An 18,835-nucleotide genomic window follows, 5' to 3' on the forward strand; every position below is an offset into this window, starting at 1 on the left:
CCATCCCGGGCCGGACGTCACGGTGACCTGCGACGCCCCGTCGACGCGGGGGCCTGGGCCGGCCGGGTCGGGGGCGCTGGGGGCGGTGGCTAGCGTGTCGGGCGTGGTGGATCACAGCGTCCCGGCCGCCGACGTGCCGGCGGAGCAGCAACCCGGCGAACGGCACGACGCGCAGGCCGACCGGTCGGACGGGGACGGGCACCGCGACCGGTGGCGGGCCCTGGTCGTGTGCCTGGTCGCGGGCGGCATGTGCCTGCTCGACGTCAGCATCGTCAACGTCGCGCTGCCCTCCATCCGGAGCGGGCTGGGCGCCGACGACAGCGACATCCAGTGGGTGGTCGCGGGCTACTCCCTGGCCTTCGGTGTCGCCCTGGTGCCGGCCGGCCGGCTGGGCGACGCCCGCTCGCGCCGGGTGGTGTTCATGGTCGGCGTGGCCCTGTTCACCCTGGCCAGCGCCCTGTGCGGGGCCGCGCAGAGTGCGCTGTGGATCTCGGTGGCCCGGGTGGTCCAGGGTGTCGGCGGCGGCCTGATCACCCCGCAGGTCTCGGGCTTCATCCAGAACCTGTTCAAGGGTCCGGAGCGGGCGCGGGCGTTCGGCCTGTTCGGCGCCAGCATCGGGATCTCGACCGCCATCGGACCGCTGCTGGGCGGGCTGCTGGTGCAGCTGGGCGGGCCGGAGTTCGGCTGGCGCCTGGTCTTCTACGTCAACCTCCCGATCGGGCTGGCCCTGCTGGTGCTGGCCCGCCGGTGGCTGCCGGCCGCCAAGGGGGGCCGCCGCCAGTCGCTGGACCCGGTCGGGGTCGTGCTGTTCGCCGCGGCGATGGTGCTGGTCCTGCTGCCGGTCGTCGAGGGCGGCCAGGGGCAGTCCCTGGCCCAGCGCCCCTGGTGGCTGCTGGCCGTGGCGGCGGCGCTGCTCGTGGTGTTCGTGCTGTGGGAGCGGGCGTGGTCGGCGCGTGGCCGCGAGACCCTGGTCGACCTGTCCCTGGCCCGGGTGCGGTCCTACGTCTTCGGGCTGGGGCTAGGCACGTTCTACTTCGCCGGGTTCACCTCGATCTTCATCGTGCTGACGCTCTACCTCCAGAACGGGTTGAGGTACTCCGCGCTCGAGGCCGGCGCCACGCAGATGCCTTTTGCCGTCGGGTCGGCGGTGTCGGCGTACGCCGCCGGGCGGATCGTGTCGCGCTTCGGACGCGCCCTGGTCGTCGTCGGTCTGGTCGCGATCACGGTCGCGCTGGTCGCCCTCGACGTGGTCGTGCCGATGCTCGACGGCTCCGTGGGCGTGAAGATCGCGCCGCTCCTGCTGCTCGCCGGGATCGGCGGCGGTCTGGTGATCTCGCCCAACGTGACGCTCACCCTCGACGAGGTGGACCCGGCCCGGGCCGGTGCCGGCGGCGGGCTGCTGCAGACCGTGCAGCGGGTCGGGTCGGCGATCGGCGTCGCGGTGGTCCTGGCCCAGTTCTTCGACCGGTTGGCCGGCACCCGCGGCGACTACGCTCAGGCGTTCTCCTCGGCGCTGCACACCACCATCGGGCTGGTCGTGGTCGCGCTGCTGCTGGGGATCGCGGACCTGGTCCGTCGGCGTACGGACTTCGGGGGGTCGGGGGACGAGGTGCGTGGGTAGCCTGGCGCCCGTGCCCGACCTCTCCGCCGACCGGCGCTCACCCGCCGGCGTCCCGCGCATTGGCGTCGTGACCGACTCCACGGCCTCGCTCGGCGTTGAGCTGGCGCGCGAGCACGGGATCGTCGTGGTGCCGCTGCAGGTGGTGGTGGGCGGGACGGCGTACGAGGAGTCCGCCGAGGCCGCCGCCTCCTCGGCCGCCTCGTCCGGACCGGGGTCCTCCGACGGTGCCGACCCGGTGGACGAGGGTGCGATGACGGCCGGGGGCGTGGCGGACGCGCTGCGCCGCAAGCACCCGGTCACCACGTCCCGGCCCAACCCCGAGGCCCTGGTCGAGGTCTACGAGAAGCTGGCCGCCGAGGGCGTCGAGGGGATCGTCTCGGTGCACCTCTCCGCCGAGCTCAGCGGCACCGTCGACTCCGCCCGTCTCGCGGCGCAGCGCTCGCCGGTGCCGGTGCGGGTGGTGGACACCCGACAGGTCGGCATGGGCACCGGGTACGCCGTCCTGGCCGCCGCCGCGGCCTGCGACGCCGGCGGCGACCTGGACGCCGTGGCCTCGGCCGCCGAGCGTCGGGCCGCGGCGACCACCTCGCTGTTCTACGTCGACACCCTGGAGCACCTGCGCCGCGGAGGCCGTGTCGGCGCCGCGGCCGCGCTGCTCGGCACCGCCCTGGCCGTCAAGCCGATCCTGCGCCTGGTCGAGGGTCGGGTCGCCCCGGTGGAGAAGGTCCGCACCGCGTCCAAGGCCCTCGCCCGGCTCGAGGAGCTGGCCGTCACCTCGGCCCTCGACGCGGGCGCCGGCGGCGTGGTTGGTGGGACCGCCGGTGGGGTCGACGTCGCCGTGGCGCACCTGCTCTCACCCGACCGGGCCTGGCAGCTCGCCGACGCGCTGACCGAGCGGCTCGGCGACCTCCTCGCCGCGGAGGTCCGGGTCCTCGAGCTCGGCCCCGTCCTGGGCGCCCACACGGGCCCGGGGACCGTGGCCGTCACGGTGGCTCCCCGGGTCTGAGGCCTCGCTCGGAGCCTGGTCGCCGCGGCGTGCAGCCAGGTGCTCCGACGACCCGTCGGGGCGCGGTGGGGCTGGGTGGGAGTTTCTGCGAATGTTGCTGAAGTGACGTCCGCGATCTGGACGAAAGGCCAGGTCAGAGGGCTGTCCTGTCGGTGGTCGCTGGTTGGGTTGACCCATGACGACCTCCGTTCCCGGACCTGCCGGCGCTGCGTCCGGCAGCGGGGCTGCGGGGCACGAGGTGGTGGAGTTCGGGGATCGGTTGCTGGCCAGGTTGGGACAGCTGACCGGGGCAGGTGCGCGGCCGGTGTGGTCGTTGACCGCCGCCGAGATGCGGCGGGTACTGGTCGACCTGGCGACGGCGGGCAACCGGCTCGAGGCGATCCGCCTGGCGGTGCTGGCCGAGGCCGACCGGTCGGGTGCGACCGGCGCGGAGGCGTCCGCGTCGGCCGCGGAGTGGGTCGCGACCCAGACCCGGCAGAGGAGTACGCACGCCCGCTCCGACCTCGCGCTCGGCCGGGCCCTGACGACCCGCACCCGGGTGGCTGCGGGGATGGCGGCCGGGGTCGTCAACCCCGACCAGGCCCGCGTGATCACCCGCGCCCTGGACCGGTTGCCGAGCACCGGTGCCTTCGCGGTCACCGACGCGCAGCGTGACGCCGCCGAGGTCCACCTGGTCCGCCTCGCCGCGGTCCACGACGCGAAGGACCTCGAGGTCCTGGGGGCGCGGGTGCTCGAGGTGGTCGCCCCGGACCTCGCCGAGACCCACGAGGGCCGACTGCTGGAGGCGCAGGAGGCGGCTGCGGCCCGCAAGACGTCGCTGACCATCTCCGAGACGCCCGAGGGGTTGGTGCGGGGCCGGTTCGTGATCCCCGTCCTGCACGGCGCGATCCTGGGCAAGGCCATCACCGGGCTGGCGTCCCCGGTCCGTGGTGACGAGGTGGTCATCGACACCGACCTCCCGGCCCCGGTGCGGCACGGCATCGCGTTCACCCAGCTCCTCGAGGCCCTGCCCGCCGACTCCTTGCCCACCGTCGGTGGAGGAGACATCACGGTCGTGGTCACCCTGCGCCACGACCAGCTCCTCGCCGACCTCGACGCCGCCGGGGTCGCCAGGTTGGACACCGGGCACCGGATCAGCGCGGGAGAGGCTCGTCGTCTGGCGTGCGCCCACCGGATCGTCCCCGCGGTGCTCGGCGGTGCGTCGGCGCCGCTCGACCTCGGTCGGGCCCGCCGGTTGCACACCAGGACCCAACGCCTCGCCCTGGCCCTGCGCGACCGGGGGTGCACCGCCACCGGCTGCGACCGCCCACCCGCCTGGTGCCAGGCCCACCACGACCACCCCTGGTCGACCGGTGGCCGCACCGACACCGCCACCGGCCGGTTGCTCTGCGGCCACCACCACCGCCGCATCCACGACCCCGCCTACACCCACCACCTCACTCCCGACGGACGGATCGAGTTCCACCGGCGCGAGTGATCCGGGACGTGCGGTGCGGGCCGCCAGAGCTCGGACTCAGACCACGGTGCCGGCCGCGCGCACGCGCTCGCCGATGGGGCCGCTGCGCCAGTCCTCGGCGTACAGGCTGACCATCACCCGGGTCAGGGCCGGGTGGCCCGTGAGCTTCTCGGGGAGTCGGGAGGTCCGGCCTCGCGAGTCCACGGCCTCGACCCGTGCCCCTGAGCACACCAGCTCCTCCACCGCCATGACCCGTTGGTGGCGTCGACGCTGGACCCCGGTGACGCTCGCCCACGGGACGACGAGCCGGTACTGGTCGCGCTGGACGACCAGGACGTCGTCGTGCACCGTCAAGGTCCGCCGGCGCACCCGCAGGACCCCGAGCAGACCGAACACCGCGGCGAGCACCACGCCTTCGAGCACGCCCAGGGCCACGGGACGGATGACGAGGCCGAGGAGGGCGCCGAGGGCCACGGGCACCGGCAGCGAGGTCCCGAGCGCGACGGGCCACCGGATGCGGAACTGGGTCACACCCGGAGAGGCTAGAGGGCGACGCGGCGGGCTGCTGGGACGAGGCCACCGCATCACCGCACCCGGACCACCTCGGCGGCGGTGCGCGGGCCGCCCGGTGGCTGCCAGGCGTCGCTGCCGTCCACAGCGCCGTGGTCCGGGGACCTTGTCCACAGGTCGCCGGACGGGCCTGGTCCACGGCCGCCTCCGTTCCTAGCGTCTGGCGCATGGGTGTCCCGAGCAGACGACGACAGGCGCAGGACGAGGTCGCGGAGGCCGCGCGCCGGCGGCTGGAGCTGCTGGCGCGCGAGCTGGACCGTGCAGGCCTGCGTCGGCTCGACGTGGTCGCGTCCGACGACGGCGCGTCGGAGGAGGCTCGCGGCGCGGGGCCCGAGCAGGAGGCCGATCCGTGGCCGACCGGTCCGCTCGGCTCCGGTGGCCACCCGCTCCCGCCCCACGACGAGTCCGGACTCGACGGCGAGGAGCCCGGTGCGCCCGACCAGGGGCTCGACCCGGGACGGTGGGACGACCTCGCCGCCCTCGGGGACGTGCTCCGACCGGGGAACTCGCTGGGACCGGGTGGGCCGCTTGGGCTGGAGCTGGGGCTGGGTCGGCCGGTGCCGGTGGGGTCGCGGTCGGACCACGGCCACCGTTCAGGTGGCCGGAGTGAGGCGTCGGAGGTCGTCCCGGGCGCGGAGGGGGACGCCTGGGACGACGGGCTGGACGACCTGCCGGTCGGGCGGGCGGTGCCGCCGGCCGGGCGGCACCTGCGGACGGCGCGTCCCGGGGCCCTGTCGCGGATGGGGGACTGGGTCGCCGACCAGGTGCCCGACACCTTCCGCGGACGGGCCTGGCTGGGCTCCGGGCCGGCTGCCCTGGTGATCGGCTTCGTCGTGCTGGCCCTGGGGATCACCGCCGTGGTCGTGCTGCGGTCGGGCGACCGGGGCGAGCTGGTCGCCGCCACGGCCGGTCGAGCGCCCGCCGCGTCGTCGTCGCCCCTGGTGGACGCCGCCCCGGGGCCGGGCGGGGGCACCGCGTCGCCCGCGGCCGGGACGTCGGCAGGCACGTCGGGTGCCGCCGCGTCCGGGGCGCCGACCTCGGGCACCTCGGCGGGTTCGGCGGCCGGCTCGACGGGCAGCTCCACGGTGACCGTCGACGTGGCCGGCAAGGTCCGTCGTCCTGGCGTGGCCACGCTGCCGGCCGGGTCGCGCGTCGTGGACGCCGTACGCCGGGCCGGCGGGGCGCGCGGTCGGGTCGACCTGTCCTCGCTCAACCTGGCGCGGGTCCTGGTCGACGGGGAGCAGATCCTCGTCGGCGTGGCCGGCACGTCGGCGACGAGCGGATCGGCCGCGGCCGGGAGCGTGGCCGGCGCCCCGGCGGGTGCCCAGCCCGCCGGGGCCCTGGTCAACCTCAACACCGCCACGCTGGACCAGCTCGACACCCTGCCGGGGGTCGGGCCGGTGACGGCGCAGAAGATCCTGGACTGGCGCACCGCCCACGGCGCCTTCTCCTCGGTCGACGAGCTGCTCGAGGTCGACGGGATCGGCGACAAGACCCTCGCCGACCTGGCCCCCCACGCGACGCTGTGAGCGCCCCCGGACCGAGGGGCGCCCCCGGACCGAGGGGCGGCCCGGGGGCGAGGGGCACCCCGGGACCGAGGGGCGGTCCCGGGCCGCGGGGTGCCGGCGGCACCGAGCCGGAGGCGGACGACCGGCGCGACCCGATCGACCTGCGCGCAGCCGTGCTGGCGCTGGTGGTGTGGGTCGCGGCGGTGCTGGCGCTGCGGTCGCCCACCTGGGTGCCGGTCGTGCTGGTCGTCGTGGCCCTGGCCTGGACCGTGTCGCGGCACCGACGGGGTCTGGTGGTGCTGGGGGCGGTGGCCTGGGTGGCCGCGGGCGCCGGGGTGGCGCTCAGCGCCGGGGTGCGGGCCGAGGCGCTCCAGGACAGCGTCGTCCACCGGCTGGCGGTGTCGACGGCGGTCGTGCGCGCGGAGGTCGTGGTGACCTCCGACCCGGTCGTGCACGAGGGTCGCTTCGAGCGGTTCGTGGTCTACCGGGCCCGCACGGTCGAGGTGTCCGGCCGCGGCGTCCGCCACCGGACGCGGGTGCCGGTCCTGGTGCTGGCGGACACCTCGTCGCGCCGGTTGACCCTCGGCACCCGGGTGCGGCTCGCGGGTCGGCTCAGCCCGGCGCGCACCGACGACCTCGCGGCGGTCCTGAGCGGACGTGGGCCGCCGGAGGTGGTCAACGGGCCGAACGGTCTGCTGCGGGCCGCCTCCGGGCTGCGGGCCGGGATCCGCGGTGCGGTCGCGCACCACGCCGTCGCCCCGGCGCACCTGGTGCCCGCCCTCGTCGACGGGGACGACGCGGGTCTGCCGTCCGAGGTCACCGACACCTTCCGCACCTCGGGCCTGACCCACCTGCTGGCGGTGAGCGGCACCAACCTGACCCTGGTCGTGGGCACGCTGCTCGTCCTCGCGCGGTGGTGCGGCGTCCGGGCGCGAGGCCTGGCCGTGGTCGGCGCCCTGGGCGTGGCCGGGTTCGTGCTGCTCGCCCGGGCCGAGCCGAGCGTCGTGCGGGCGGCGGCGATGGGCACGGTGGGCCTGGTCGGGCTGGGCCACCACGGTCGTCGGCGCGGCACCCGGGCGCTGGGGGCGGCGGTGCTCGTCCTGGTGCTGGCCGATCCGTGGCTGGCGCTGTCGCCGGGCTTCGCGCTGTCCGCGACGGCGACGGCCGGCATCCTGTGGCTGGCGCCGGGGTGGCGCGACCGGCTGCGCCGGTGGATGCCGCTGTGGGCGGCCGAGGCCCTCGCCGTGCCGCTCGCCGCCCAGATCGCGTGCACGCCGCTGGTCGCCGCGGTCTCCGGGCAGGTCAGCCTGGTCGCGGTCCTGGCCAACCTCCTGGTCGCGCCGGCGGTGGGTCCGGCCACGGTGCTGGGGCTCCTCGGAGGAGTGGCGTACGTCGTGGTGGAGCCGCTCGGTCGGCTGGTCGCCACCCCGGCGGCGTGGTGCGCCTCGTGGATCGTCGAGGTGGCCGCGCGGTGCGCCCACCTGCCGGTCGCCGCGGTCGACTGGCCCGCGACCTGGATCGGCATCGTCGTCCTGACCCTCCTGTGCGGCCTGCTCTCCCTGCTGCTCGGGGCGCTGCTCCGCCGGCGCCTGGCCACGCTGGGCGCCGGGGCGCTCCTGGTCGTGGTGATGCTGGTGCCGCTGCCGACGCCGGGGTGGCCGCCCCCGGGCTGGGTGATGGTGATGTGCGACGTCGGCCAGGGCGACGGCCTGGTGCTGCGGGCCGGCCCGCACGCCGCCGTCGTGGTCGACGCCGGGCCCGACCCGACGCTGGTCGACCGCTGCCTGGAGCGGCTCGGGATCTCGCAGGTGCCGCTGGTCGTGCTCACCCACTTCCACGCCGACCACGTCGACGGGCTCGCCGGCGTGCTGCGCGGTCGCCGCGTGGGCGCGGTCGAGGTGACGTCGCTGGGCGAGCCGTCGTCCGGCGTACGGCTGGTGGAGGGGGTGGCGGCCCGGGCGCGCGTGCCGGTGCAGCGGGCGGCGTACGGCGAGACGCGGCGGCTCGGCCCGCTCGCCTGGCAGGTCGTGGCCCCCAGCCACCCGACCCCGCCCGACTCGGAGTCGCCGCCCAACGACTCCAGCCTGGTCCTGCTCGTCGAGGTGCAGGGGATCCGCCTGCTCCTGATGGGGGACGAGGAGGGGGGCTCCCAACAGCAGCTGCTCACCGACACCGGGGGCGTGCGGGCCGACGTGCTCAAGGTCGCCCACCACGGCAGCGCACGGCAGGACCCCGATCTCGTGCGAGCGACCGGGGCTCGGGTGGCGCTGGTGTCGGTGGGGGCCGGCAACGACTACGGGCACCCCGCGCCCTCGCTGCTGGCGCTCCTGCGCTCGGCCCGGATGCAGGTGCACCGCACCGACCAGGAGGGCGACGTCGCGGTGGTCGTGCGCGACGGCCTGCGGATCGCCACCCGAGGTCACCCGCAGCCGCCGCCATGAGCGGGACTACGACGGGCCCTGGGACGACCTGCACGACCGGCGCACCGGGGGTGGCAGGCTGGCGCCCATGGCGTACTCGTTCTCGCAGGTCGACGTCTTCGGGTCCCGCCCGCTGGTGGGCAACCCGGTGGCGGTGGTCCACGACGCGGCCGGTCTCGGCGACGAGCAGCTGGCCGACTTCGCGCGGTGGACCAACCTGTCGGAGACGACCTTCCTGCTGCCGCCGGAGCACCCGGACGCCGACTACCGGGTGCGGATCCTCACCCCGGCCGCCGAGCTGCCGTTCGCGGGGCACCCGACGCTGGGCAGCGCGCACGCCTGGCTGGAGGCCGGGGGAGTGCCGCGGACGCCGGGGCGGGTGGTGCAGGAGTGCGGCGTCGGGCTGGTCGAGCTGCGCCACGAGGAGCACCTGTCCTTCCGGGCGCCCGAGCTGCTCCGCAGCGGCGAGGTCGACGAGGACACCCTGGGCCGGGCACTGTCGTGCCTGGGGGTCGAGCCGGGTCGCTTCGTGCGGGCCGCGTGGATCGACAACGGGCCGGGCTGGCTGGGCATCGAGGTGACCAGCGCGGCGGAGGTGCTCGGGCTGCGCCCCGACCTCGCGGGCCTGCGGGGCCTCCAGGTCGGCGTGATCGGGCCGCACACCGACGTCGAGGCGGCCGCGCTGGGGGCCCTGGTCGAGGTCCGCGCGTTCTGCCCCGAGCTGGCCGTGCCGGAGGACCCGGTGACGGGGAGCCTGAACGCCGGGTTCGCGCGGTGGCTGGTCCGGGAGGGCCACCTGCCGCCGGCGTACGTCGTGCGCCAGGGGACGGTCCTGGGCCGCGACGGCCGCGTGCACGTGAGCACCGACGAGCACGGCGAGCAGTGGGTCGGCGGCGCGACCACGACCGTCCTGCGGGGGACCGCGGACCTCTAGGAGCCCGGGACCCGGGCCGTGTCACCGGCGCGTGAGAGGCTCCGGACATGGCTCAGGCTGCTGGTGCGACGAACCCGAAGGACGTCCTGGGACGGATCACGCTGGTGACCGGTCCCGAGGAGTTCCTGGGCGAGAAGGCCGTCACCGCCGTGCGGGCCGCCGTACGCCGCCACGACCCCGAGGCCGAGCACTCCGAGACCCTCGCCGGCACCCTGACGATGGCCGAGCTCGGCGACCTCGCCGCGCCCTCGCTGTTCTCCTCGACCCGCTGCGTGGTGGTCCGACGGCTGGAGGACCTGCCGGAGGAGTCGACCGCCGGGCTGCTGGCCTACGCCGCCGACCCGGCCGAGGACGTCGCGCTGGTCCTGGCCCACAGCGGGGGCCAGAAGGGCAGCGGGCTGCTGACCAAGCTGCGCAAGCTCGGCACCGTGACCGAGGTGAAGTCGGCCGTGCTGACGGCGCGGGAGTTCCCCGGCTTCGTGGTCAACGAGCTGCGCGGGCTCGGCACCCGGATCGACCCCGACGCCGCCGACCTCCTGGTGCAGGCGGTCGGCCAGGACCTGCGCTCGCTCTCGGCGGCCGCCGACCAGCTCGCCCACGACTTCGAGGGCAAGGCGCTGACCACCGAGATGGTGCGCACCTACTTCGGAGGGCGCGCGGAGGCCAAGTCCTTCGCCGTGGCCGACCACACCATCGCAGGGCAGCCCGGTCGCGCCCTGGAGGAGCTCCGGTGGGCCCTGGACCGGGGGACCGCCCCGGTGCTGATCACCAGTGCGATGGCCGGGGGCCTGCGCAGCCTGGGCAAGTTCCTCTCGGCCCCGCGCGGGCTGAGGAACAACGAGCTGGTCCGCGAGGTCGGGGTGCCGCCGTGGAAGATCGACGTGCTCCGGCGGCAGTCGCACGGGTGGGACGCCGACGCGGTCGGGGTCGCGATCCGCTGCGTCGCGCGGGCCGACGCCGACGTCAAGGGGCGCAGCAGCGACGCGGCGTACGCCCTGGAGAAGCTGGTGCTCGACGTGGTGGCCGCGCGGCCGGCGCGTTGACCGGCGGGCGGAGACAGCCCCCGGGAACGCCGAAAGGCGCCGCCCCCGAGGGGGACGGCGCCGACGGCGGTGGCCTCAGAGCGAGGCGGCGCGCTTGTGGATCGAGGACTTGCGGTTCGCAGCCTGGTTCTTGTGGATGACGCCCTTGGAGGCGGCCTTGTCCAGCTTCTTGGTCGCGTCGTACGCGGCGGCCTTGGCGGCAGCGGCGTCACCCGAGGCAGCGGCCTCCTGGAAGCGACGGATCGCAGTCTTGACGGACGACTTCACGGACTTGTTGCGCTCGTGAGCCTTCGCGCTCTGGAGGTTGCGCTTGATCTGCGACTTGATGTTCGCCACTGCAGGTGTCCCTCGTTCGGTAGGTCTGGGGTGAAAGAGTCGGTGGTGCCAGCGCAGGGGCGCTGAGCACGATTGCCCAAGATATCAGCGGCTGGCCCGGGCGCCCAAATCGGTGGAACAGGTGGCGACCGCCAGGGCTCGCCGCGCCCGGGCTGGGTACGACGAGGGTCCGCACGTCGTCGAAGGGAACCCCGCGTGAGCACCGTCGCAGAGCTGTTGATCGAGTCCTTGGCCGAGCACGGGGTGCGCCAGGTCTGGGGCGTGGTCGGCGACGCCCTCAACCCGGTCACCGACGCCATCCGGCGCGAGGACCGGGTGGAGTGGATCGGCGTGCGCCACGAGGAGGCCGGCGCGTTCGCCGCCAGCGCCCAGGCCCAGCTGACCGGTGACCTCGCGGTCTGTATGGGCACGGTCGGTCCGGGCGCGATCCACCTGCTCAACGGGCTCTACGACGCCAAGAAGTCCCACGCCCCCGTGCTCGCGATCTGCGGCCAGGTGCCGCGGGAGGAGATGGGCAGCGAGTTCTTCCAGGAGGTCGACAACGACGCGCTGTTCGCCGACGTCGCGGTCTTCAACCGCACCGTCACCCACGTCGACCAGCTGCCGCTGCTGATCGAGCAGGCCGGCAACGCCGCCCTCCAGGGCTCCGGGGTGGCCGTGCTCACCCTGCCCGGAGACGTCGGCGGGCTCGACCTGCCCGAAGGCACCCGGGTGCCGACCTTCGCCCGTGCCCGGCCGCGCAGCACCCCCGACCCCGACGCGCTCGCCGAGGCCGCCCGCCTGCTCGACGGGGCCGACAAGGTCACCCTCCTGGTCGGCCTGGGGGCGCTGGGGGCCCGTGAGGAGGTGCTCGCGCTCGCCGACGCGCTGGCCGCGCCGATGGTCCTCTCGCTCAAGGCCAAGGAGGGCCTGGAGCAGGACAACCCGTTCCAGGTCGGCCAGTCCGGGCTGCTGGGCAACCACGCGACCGCCGAGGCCTTCGAGGGCTGCGACGTGCTGTTCCTGGTCGGCACCGACTTCCCCTACCGCGACTTCCTGCCCACCGGGAAGACCGTGGTCCAGCTCGACCGGGACGGCACCCACGTCGGCCGACGCACGCCCGTCGACCTGCCCCTGGTCGGCGACGCCGCCCTGGGGCTGCGTGCGCTGCTGCCCCTGATCACCCCCAAGAGGGACCGCTCCCACCTCGACGGGGCCCTGAAGACCTACGGGAAGTGGCGCGAGTCCCAGGCGGCGTACGCCGACCCGGCGTACGACCGGACGCCGAAGGGCCTCCTGCGCCGCAAGGTCGACAACCCCGACGCCAAGATCCGGCCCGAGCTGCTGGCGGCGGCGGTGGACCGGCACGCCGACCAGGACGCCGTGTTCACCACCGACACCGGGATGGCCACCGTCTGGCTCTCGCGCTTCGTCACCATGACCGGCACCCGCCGCCTGGTCGGGTCCTTCAACCTGGGCTCGATGGCCAACGCGATGCCGCAGGCGCTGGGCGCCAGCGCGCTGGACCGCTCGCGCCAGGTGGTCGCGTTCTGCGGCGACGGCGGGCTCTCGATGCTGATGGGCGACCTGATCACCGCGGTCACCTACGACCTCCCGGTCAAGCTGGTCGTCTTCGACAACGCGCGCCTGGGGATGGTCAAGCTCGAGATGGAGCAGGCCGGGATGCCGGAGTTCGGCACCGTGCTGCGCAACCCCGACTTCGCGAAGGTCGCCGAGGCCATCGGGATGCGGGGCGTGCGGGTCGAGCGGCCCGGCGACGTCGACGAGGCCGTGCGCGAGGCGATGGCGCACCCCGGCCCCGTGCTCCTCGACGTCGTCACCAACCCCGACGAGATCGCCGTGCCGCCCTCGCCGACGCTGACCCAGGCGTGGGGCTTCGCGATCGCCAAGACCAAGGAGTTCGTCGCCAGCGCCGAGTGAGGCGCCTCAGCCGATCGAGTTGACCGCCCGGGCCACCACCAGCAGCAGGGTGAGCATCGCCGCGGTGCCCTGGAGCCCCATCAGGAGCTTGGCCCGGCTGGTCAGCGGCATCGTGTCGGTGGGGCTGAACGCGCTGGAGTTGGTCAGCGACAGGTAGAGGTAGTCCACGAACACCGGCACCCAGCCGGCCGTGCGGCTCGACCCCTTGCGCACCTCGGCCACGGTGTCGTGGTTGTCGTCCTGCGGGAACTGCCAGTCCGCCGGCGGGAGGTCCTCGCGGGCCTCGCGGTGGCGGGCCACCGGACCGCCCCGGTCGACCTCCCAGTAGAGGAGGGCGAAGCCGACCACGTTGGTGCCCCAGATCTGGATCGCGCCCAGCAGGAGGTTCTCACCGCTCTGGTGGGGCGCCCCCAGGGCGCGGATCAGCAGGCCCAGGGAGACCAGCGTCGTCGCGATCACCACGGCGGCCAGCGCGACGGACACGGTGCGCGACCAGGCGGTCTCCCGCGTCAGCCGGCGCGGGTTGGTGGCCACGAGCACCACGAGCAGCAGCACCTCCAGGGCGGGCACCAACCAGCGGCCCGTGGGCAGCAGCGACCCGGGCAGGAGGGCGTAGAGCAGCAGGGCGATGACCACCGCCAGCGTCGGGGGCAGCCGGTTCTCGCCGTGCTGGGTGCGGCGGCGGGGGCGCAGCGGCGGGGCGCCCGTGCCGGGGTCGTCGGTCATGGTCCCGAGCCAACCACCCGGCGGCCGGCTGCGGGCTGAACGGCATGCCTCACGGCCGGAACCCGGTGGACCTCCTCGGGGTCCGGTGGCAGGGTGCCCGCGTGACGTCCTCGGCCCGCCACCCCGTTCCTCCGGCTCGGGGCGCGCCCCGCCTGGTCCTGCCCCACGTCGGCGTGCGCCGGTCGTTCCTGGCCGCGATGGCGGAGTTCGCCGAGGAGGGTCGCCGCGGTGACGACTCGATGGTGGGGTCCGACCTGGAGCGGCACGGGGCCACCTGGTCGACGCCGGCCGGGTTCTCGGCGTACGTCGACGCGGTGCTGGCCGAGCGCGAGACCCCGCGCCAGGAGGGGTTCGTCACCTCGACCACCTGGTGGTGGTGCGAGCACCCGGACGGGCCCGAGCCCGAGTACCTGGGGCGGATCGCCGTGCGGCACGTGCTGACCGAGCGGCTGCGGGAGGTCGGCGGCCACGTCGGCTACGACGTACGCCGATCCCGACGGCGCGAGGGCCACGCCACCGCCATGCTGGCCGCCGTCCTGCCGCACGCCCACGCGCTCGGCATCGACCCGGCCCTGGTGACCTGCGACGTCGACAACGTGGCCTCGCGCCGGGTGATCGAGGCGTGCGCCGGGGTGCTGGAGGACCAGCGCGGCGTGAAGCTGCGCTTCTGGGTGCCCACGAGCCCGTCCCGCGCCTGATTCGGGTCCCGGCGGCGGGCCGTGGGAGGATGGGACCCCCGCTCGTCCGCCGTCTCGAAAGCACTCTGTGTCCCTGAACGCCGCGCCCCAGCCGGGCCAGACCGACCCCGCGATCATCCGCAACTTCTGCATCATCGCGCACATCGACCACGGCAAGTCCACGCTGGCCGACCGGATGCTGCAGCTGACCGGGGTCGTCGACGAGCGCGCGGCCCGGGCGCAGTACCTCGACCGGATGGACATCGAGCGCGAGCGCGGCATCACCATCAAGAGCCAGGCCGTGCGGATGCCGTGGACGGTGCCCGAGGACAACGACGCGGCCGCCGAGCCCGGCACCTACGTGCTGAACATGATCGACACCCCGGGCCACGTCGACTTCACCTACGAGGTCTCCCGCTCGCTCGAGGCCTGCGAGACCGCGGTCCTGCTCGTCGACGCGGCGCAGGGGATCGAGGCCCAGACGCTGGCCAACCTCTACCTGGCCATCGGTGCCGACCTGCACATCATCCCGGTGCTGAACAAGATCGACCTGCCCAACGCCCAGCCCGAGAAGTACGCCGCGGAGCTCGCCGGCATCATCGGCTGCGACCCCTCCGACGTGCTCCAGGTCAGCGCCAAGACCGGCCTGGGCGTGGAGCACCTGCTCAACGAGATCGTCGCCCAGACGCCCGCGCCGAAGGGCGACCCCGACGCCCCGCCGCGCGCGCTGATCTTCGACTCGGTCTACGACACCTACCGCGGCGTGGTCACCTACGTGCGTGTGGTCGACGGCAAGCTCACCCACCGCGACCGGATCAAGATGATGTCCAACGGCGTCGTCCACGAGATGCTCGAGGTGGGCGTGATCAGCCCCGAGCCGGTCAAGGCCGGCGATCTCGGCGTCGGCGAGGTCGGCTACCTGATCACCGGCGTGAAGGACGTGCGCCAGTCACGCGTGGGTGACACGGTGACCAGCCAGCACCACGGCGCCACCGAGCCGCTCGGCGGCTACAAGCACCCCAACCCGATGGTCTACTCGGGCCTCTACCCGATCGACGGCGACGACTACCCGACGCTGCGCGACGCCCTCGAGCGTCTCCAGCTCAACGACGCGGCCCTGGCCTACGAGCCGGAGACCTCGGGCGCGCTCGGCTTCGGCTTCCGCTGCGGCTTCCTCGGCCTTCTGCACATGGAGATCGTGCGCGAGCGCCTCGAGCGGGAGTTCAACCTCGACCTGATCTCGACCGCCCCCAACGTGGTCTACGGGCTGCTCATGGAGGACGGCAGCGAGCGGGTCGTGACCAACCCGAGCGAGTACCCCAACGACGGCAAGATCGCCGAGGTCCGCGAGCCGGTCGTCAAGGCCACGATCCTCAGCCCGAGCGACTACATCGGCGTGATCATGGAGCTCTGCCAGTCCAAGCGCGGCCAGCTCGAGGGGATGGACTACCTCTCCGAGGACCGCGTGGAGATGCGCTACACGCTGCCCATGGGCGAGATCGTCTTCGACTTCTTCGACCAGCTGAAGTCCAAGACCAAGGGCTACGCCTCGCTCGACTACGAGCCCATCGGCGAGCAGGCCGCCGACCTGGTCAAGGTCGACATCCTCCTCCAGGGCGAGACCGTCGACGCGTTCAGCGCGATCGTGCACCGCGACGCGGCGTACGGCTACGGGGTGATGCTGGCCGGCAAGCTCCGCGAGCTGATCCCGCGCCAGCAGTACGAGGTCCCGATCCAGGCCGCGATCGGCGCCCGTGTCATCGCCCGCGAGACCATCCGCGCGATCCGCAAGGACGTGCTCGCCAAGTGCTACGGCGGCGACATCACCCGCAAGCGCAAGCTGCTGGAGAAGCAGAAGGAGGGCAAGAAGCGGATGAAGATGGTCGGCCGCGTCGAGGTCCCCCAGGAGGCGTTCATCGCCGCCCTCTCCACCAGCGGCCCGGCCGGGGACAAGCCGAGGAAGTAGCCGAGGGGGCTCGTCGGGCGGCCGAGGGGGCTCATCTGGCGGCCGAGGGGGCTCGTCGGGCGCGCGAGGGGGCTGGTCTGGTGCCCGAGGGGGCTGGTCTGGTGGGCTGAGGGCTCGTGGTGGGTCGCCGGTTCAGCCCCGGACGAGGCTCACCTGGGTGACGGTGATGCCGAGCGCGGCCTCGAGGGCGGCGACGGGCTGCTCGAGCTCGGTGCGGCGCGGCGCGCGGGTGCCGGCGTACGACGTCACCTCGAGCGGGCGCCGTCGCGCCGAGCCGGCCGCGCGCCACGAGCCGGTGATCCGGCCGTCGACGAGCAGCGGCGGCGCGACCAGCCCGTTGGCGCCGCTCCAGAGCAGGTCGTGGTGCTGGGGGAGCAGGAACCGCTGGCGGCCGGAGCGCTGGTAGGCGCACATCAGCGCGTCGAACTCCGGGAGCAGCCGCACGCCCGGCAGGTCGACGGGGGCGGGCGGGCCGGGCAGGTCGACGTACGTCCGTCCGTCGGGGCCCACCACCCCGGCGAGGCCCAGCCGCGCGAGCACCTGGTCGACCACGGTCAGGGTGAGCCCCGCCCACCAGGCGAGGTCGTGCCGGGAGGCCGGTCCGTGGGCGGCGAGGTGCGTCCGCACGAGGTCGTCGAGGACGTGCGGGTCGGCCAGGCGGCGCGACCGGTCGCCGAGCAGCGCCGAGGCCGTGCGGTACTCCGCCGCCCCCTGGCCCTCCCACCCGCCCGCGCGGGGTCGTCGCACGAGCCCGCCGTGACCGAAGGCGAGGTTGCGCGCGAGGGTGCTGGTCAGCCGCGGTGAGGAGGTGTCCTCGCCGTGCTCGCCGAGCCAGGTCAGCAGGTGGGCGTGGAGCTCCGGCGGGGTGCGCCACTGCTCCCGCGCGAACGCCTCGAGCGCGTCCCACAGCTCCTCGACGTCGGCGTGGCGCAGCCCCAGGGTGCGCTCCCAGAGCCGCCGCTGGCCGACGCGGGTGGCGGCCTCGAGGAGCACGTGCTGCTCCGGCACGGCCGTGTGCACGGTGCCCCGCACGACGGTGCCACGCACGATCGCGAGGTCGTCGTACGCCGCGGCGACCTCCTCGCGGGTCACCCCCGGTCGGCGGGCCGCCAGCGCCAGGAAGGGCGAGCGGGCGGTCTGCGACTGGACCGGTCCGGTGCGCCGGACCGTGCCGGCGACGTCGTCCCCGGCGTCGCCGGGGAACTGGCGCGCCAGGGTGAGCGCGCCCAGCTCCGTCCACGTGACCGACCCCATGGCCGCACCGTAATCCGCCCCGGGGCCCGTCTGCGTACGCTGGGAGGCATGTCCGCCGACACGCTCACCCCGACGCCCGCCCCCGCACGGGACCGGACCGGCGGGACCCCGGCCGCCGCCGAGGACCCGGTCGGCGCGGTCTTCGCGAGCGGGTCGCTGGTCGAGCACTACGTCCGCGGCGTCGTGGGCCTGGTCCTGGTGGTGGCCGCGCTGGCGTTCGCCGGCACGACGCCCTGGGCGCTGCTCCTCGCCGTGCCGGGCGTCGTCGCGTGGCGCGGGTGCCCGACGTGCTGGGCGCTGGGCCTCACCGCGACCCTCGCACGGCGTGGGTCCCGCTGCGTCGACGGCAGCTGCCGCAGGGGCTGAGACCTCGCCCGAGCCCGTCAGCGCAGGGCGCGGACGTCCTCCTCGAGCTCCGCGAGGGCGGTGCGGAGGTCGACCTTCGGCGTCCAGCCCCAGGCGCGCGCGCGGTCGGTGCTGACGGTGCCGGTCCAGGCCGGGCCCTCGTCCCAGGTGGGCTCGACGCCCAGGGCGCCGGTCACCGTGCCGAGGTAGTCCCTCACCGTCGCGGGCTCGCCGGCCACGTTGACCGCCGTGCAGCCTCCCTCGACCGGGCCCTCGGCGCCGGCGGGGGCCTCCGAGTCCGCCGGGGCGGGGGCGATCCGGCCCGCGGCGACGTCCGCGACCAGGGCCGCGAGGTCGTCGACGTGGACCCAGGCGAAGCTGCGCTCGGGCACGTCGTGGCGCTGGTCCTCGGAGTCGCGCACCTGGGCGGGGCGCAACGAGTTCCACACCGAGCTCTCGCCCGCGCCGAGCACGGCCGGGGGTCGCACCAGCACGACGGTGAGGTCCCCGACCTCGGCCAGCGAGGCGTCGAGGTCGCGCTTGGTGACGGCGTAGTCGCCGCCGTCCTCGCCGACCAGCGCGGCCGACTCGTCGACGTCGCCGGTGCCGGGGGAGCGGTCGTAGACGGCGGCGGTCGAGACGTGGACCAGGCGCGCCACGCCGGCGTCACGGGCGGCGTGGGCCAGGCGGGTGGTGCCCTCGACGCCGATCCGCTGCTGCACCTCGCGGTCGGAGCCCATCGGGTGCACGGTCGTGACCAGGGCCTCGGCGCCCGCGACGGCCTTCGCCGCGACGTCGGCGTCGTGGAACTCCCCGACGACCTCCTCGACGCCGGCGGGCGCGGTGCCCGGTCGGCGTACGACGCCCCGGACGGTCGCGCCGCGCTCCAGCAGCGCCGCGCAGACCCGCGCGCCGACGAGCCCGTTGGCCCCGGTGACGACGACGAGGGGGCCGGAGGTGGAGGCACGGGCGGGACGGGTCGACTCGGTCATGCCGCCACCCTGGCACGCCCGCCCCAGCACCCCGGCCCCGCGACCCAGACCGCCCCCGCCC

16 protein-coding genes are annotated in these 18,835 nt (G+C 75.0%); 11 read left to right on the top strand and 5 right to left on the bottom strand.

Going from position 1 to position 18,835, the window contains the following annotated elements:
* Positions 1 to 103 precede the first annotated feature (103 nt).
* The 3 genes from ACYVDA_RS07145 to ACYVDA_RS07155 all read left to right on the top strand — a co-directional run bounded on the left by ACYVDA_RS07145 (position 104) and on the right by ACYVDA_RS07155 (position 4,104).
* Positions 104 to 1,621: an MFS transporter gene (locus tag ACYVDA_RS07145; protein ID WP_460816536.1), complete on the top strand. Its 1,518-nt coding sequence runs from the start codon at positions 104 to 106 to the stop codon at positions 1,619 to 1,621.
* Between the two features lie 10 nt (positions 1,622 to 1,631).
* Positions 1,632 to 2,627 carry a DegV family protein gene (locus ACYVDA_RS07150; RefSeq protein ID WP_460816537.1) on the top strand — a complete coding sequence of 332 codons (996 nt, stop codon included), beginning with the start codon at positions 1,632 to 1,634 and terminating at the stop codon, positions 2,625 to 2,627.
* A 175-nt stretch (positions 2,628 to 2,802) separates the two neighbouring features.
* On the top strand, positions 2,803 to 4,104 hold the full coding sequence (locus tag ACYVDA_RS07155; RefSeq protein WP_460816539.1) for an HNH endonuclease signature motif containing protein: 1,302 nt from the start codon (positions 2,803 to 2,805) through the stop codon (positions 4,102 to 4,104).
* Positions 4,105 to 4,140: 36 nt separating this feature from the next.
* Here ACYVDA_RS07155 and ACYVDA_RS07160 read toward each other — a convergent pair whose 3' ends face one another.
* On the bottom strand, positions 4,141 to 4,614 hold the full coding sequence (locus ACYVDA_RS07160; RefSeq protein ID WP_460816542.1) for a hypothetical protein: 474 nt from the start codon (positions 4,612 to 4,614) through the stop codon (positions 4,141 to 4,143).
* A 206-nt stretch (positions 4,615 to 4,820) separates the two neighbouring features.
* Between ACYVDA_RS07160 and ACYVDA_RS07165 the strand changes: the two genes are divergently transcribed.
* The 4 genes from ACYVDA_RS07165 to holA all read left to right on the top strand — a co-directional run bounded on the left by ACYVDA_RS07165 (position 4,821) and on the right by holA (position 10,558).
* Positions 4,821 to 6,182: a helix-hairpin-helix domain-containing protein gene (locus tag ACYVDA_RS07165; protein ID WP_460816544.1), complete on the top strand. Its 1,362-nt coding sequence runs from the start codon at positions 4,821 to 4,823 to the stop codon at positions 6,180 to 6,182.
* A gap of 152 nt (positions 6,183 to 6,334) precedes the next feature.
* Entirely contained in the window at positions 6,335 to 8,602 is a 2,268-nt protein-coding gene (locus ACYVDA_RS07170) for a ComEC/Rec2 family competence protein (RefSeq protein WP_460816547.1), read from the top strand.
* A 67-nt stretch (positions 8,603 to 8,669) separates the two neighbouring features.
* Positions 8,670 to 9,515 (top strand): PhzF family phenazine biosynthesis protein, encoded by an 846-nt coding sequence (locus tag ACYVDA_RS07175; RefSeq protein WP_460816549.1) that lies wholly within the window; start codon positions 8,670 to 8,672, stop codon positions 9,513 to 9,515.
* Positions 9,516 to 9,562: 47 nt separating this feature from the next.
* Entirely contained in the window at positions 9,563 to 10,558 is a 996-nt protein-coding gene (gene holA, locus ACYVDA_RS07180; RefSeq protein WP_460816551.1) for a DNA polymerase III subunit delta, read from the top strand.
* Between the two features lie 75 nt (positions 10,559 to 10,633).
* Here holA and rpsT read toward each other — a convergent pair whose 3' ends face one another.
* Entirely contained in the window at positions 10,634 to 10,894 is a 261-nt protein-coding gene (gene rpsT / locus ACYVDA_RS07185) for a 30S ribosomal protein S20 (RefSeq protein WP_460816554.1), read from the bottom strand.
* 195 nt (positions 10,895 to 11,089) lie between these two features.
* Here rpsT and ACYVDA_RS07190 point away from each other — a divergent pair, with 195 nt between their 5' ends.
* Entirely contained in the window at positions 11,090 to 12,814 is a 1,725-nt protein-coding gene (locus ACYVDA_RS07190) for a thiamine pyrophosphate-dependent enzyme (RefSeq protein WP_460816556.1), read from the top strand.
* A 6-nt stretch (positions 12,815 to 12,820) separates the two neighbouring features.
* Here the strand turns inward: ACYVDA_RS07190 and ACYVDA_RS07195 are convergent, their stop codons facing one another.
* The gene (locus tag ACYVDA_RS07195) at positions 12,821 to 13,540 is read right to left on the bottom strand and encodes a hypothetical protein (RefSeq protein WP_460816558.1); all 720 of its coding nucleotides are present in this window, start codon (positions 13,538 to 13,540) and stop codon (positions 12,821 to 12,823) included.
* A gap of 101 nt (positions 13,541 to 13,641) precedes the next feature.
* Between ACYVDA_RS07195 and ACYVDA_RS07200 the strand changes: the two genes are divergently transcribed.
* Both ACYVDA_RS07200 and lepA read left to right on the top strand, forming a co-directional pair.
* Positions 13,642 to 14,238, top strand: a complete 597-nt coding sequence (locus ACYVDA_RS07200) for a GNAT family N-acetyltransferase (RefSeq protein ID WP_460816561.1) — start codon at positions 13,642 to 13,644, stop codon at positions 14,236 to 14,238.
* Positions 14,239 to 14,305: 67 nt separating this feature from the next.
* On the top strand, positions 14,306 to 16,183 hold the full coding sequence (gene lepA / locus ACYVDA_RS07205) for a translation elongation factor 4 (RefSeq protein WP_460816563.1): 1,878 nt from the start codon (positions 14,306 to 14,308) through the stop codon (positions 16,181 to 16,183).
* Between the two features lie 132 nt (positions 16,184 to 16,315).
* On the opposite strand, the gene ACYVDA_RS07210 is transcribed toward lepA, so the two are convergent.
* Positions 16,316 to 17,437 (bottom strand): winged helix DNA-binding domain-containing protein, encoded by a 1,122-nt coding sequence (locus tag ACYVDA_RS07210; protein ID WP_460816567.1) that lies wholly within the window; start codon positions 17,435 to 17,437, stop codon positions 16,316 to 16,318.
* A gap of 48 nt (positions 17,438 to 17,485) precedes the next feature.
* Here ACYVDA_RS07210 and ACYVDA_RS07215 point away from each other — a divergent pair, with 48 nt between their 5' ends.
* The gene (locus ACYVDA_RS07215; RefSeq protein ID WP_460816570.1) at positions 17,486 to 17,803 is read left to right on the top strand and encodes a hypothetical protein; all 318 of its coding nucleotides are present in this window, start codon (positions 17,486 to 17,488) and stop codon (positions 17,801 to 17,803) included.
* A 17-nt stretch (positions 17,804 to 17,820) separates the two neighbouring features.
* On the opposite strand, the gene ACYVDA_RS07220 is transcribed toward ACYVDA_RS07215, so the two are convergent.
* The gene (locus ACYVDA_RS07220; protein WP_460816573.1) at positions 17,821 to 18,774 is read right to left on the bottom strand and encodes an NAD-dependent epimerase/dehydratase family protein; all 954 of its coding nucleotides are present in this window, start codon (positions 18,772 to 18,774) and stop codon (positions 17,821 to 17,823) included.
* Positions 18,775 to 18,835: the final 61 nt, after the last annotated feature.

The organism is Nocardioides korecus, assembly GCF_054778395.1.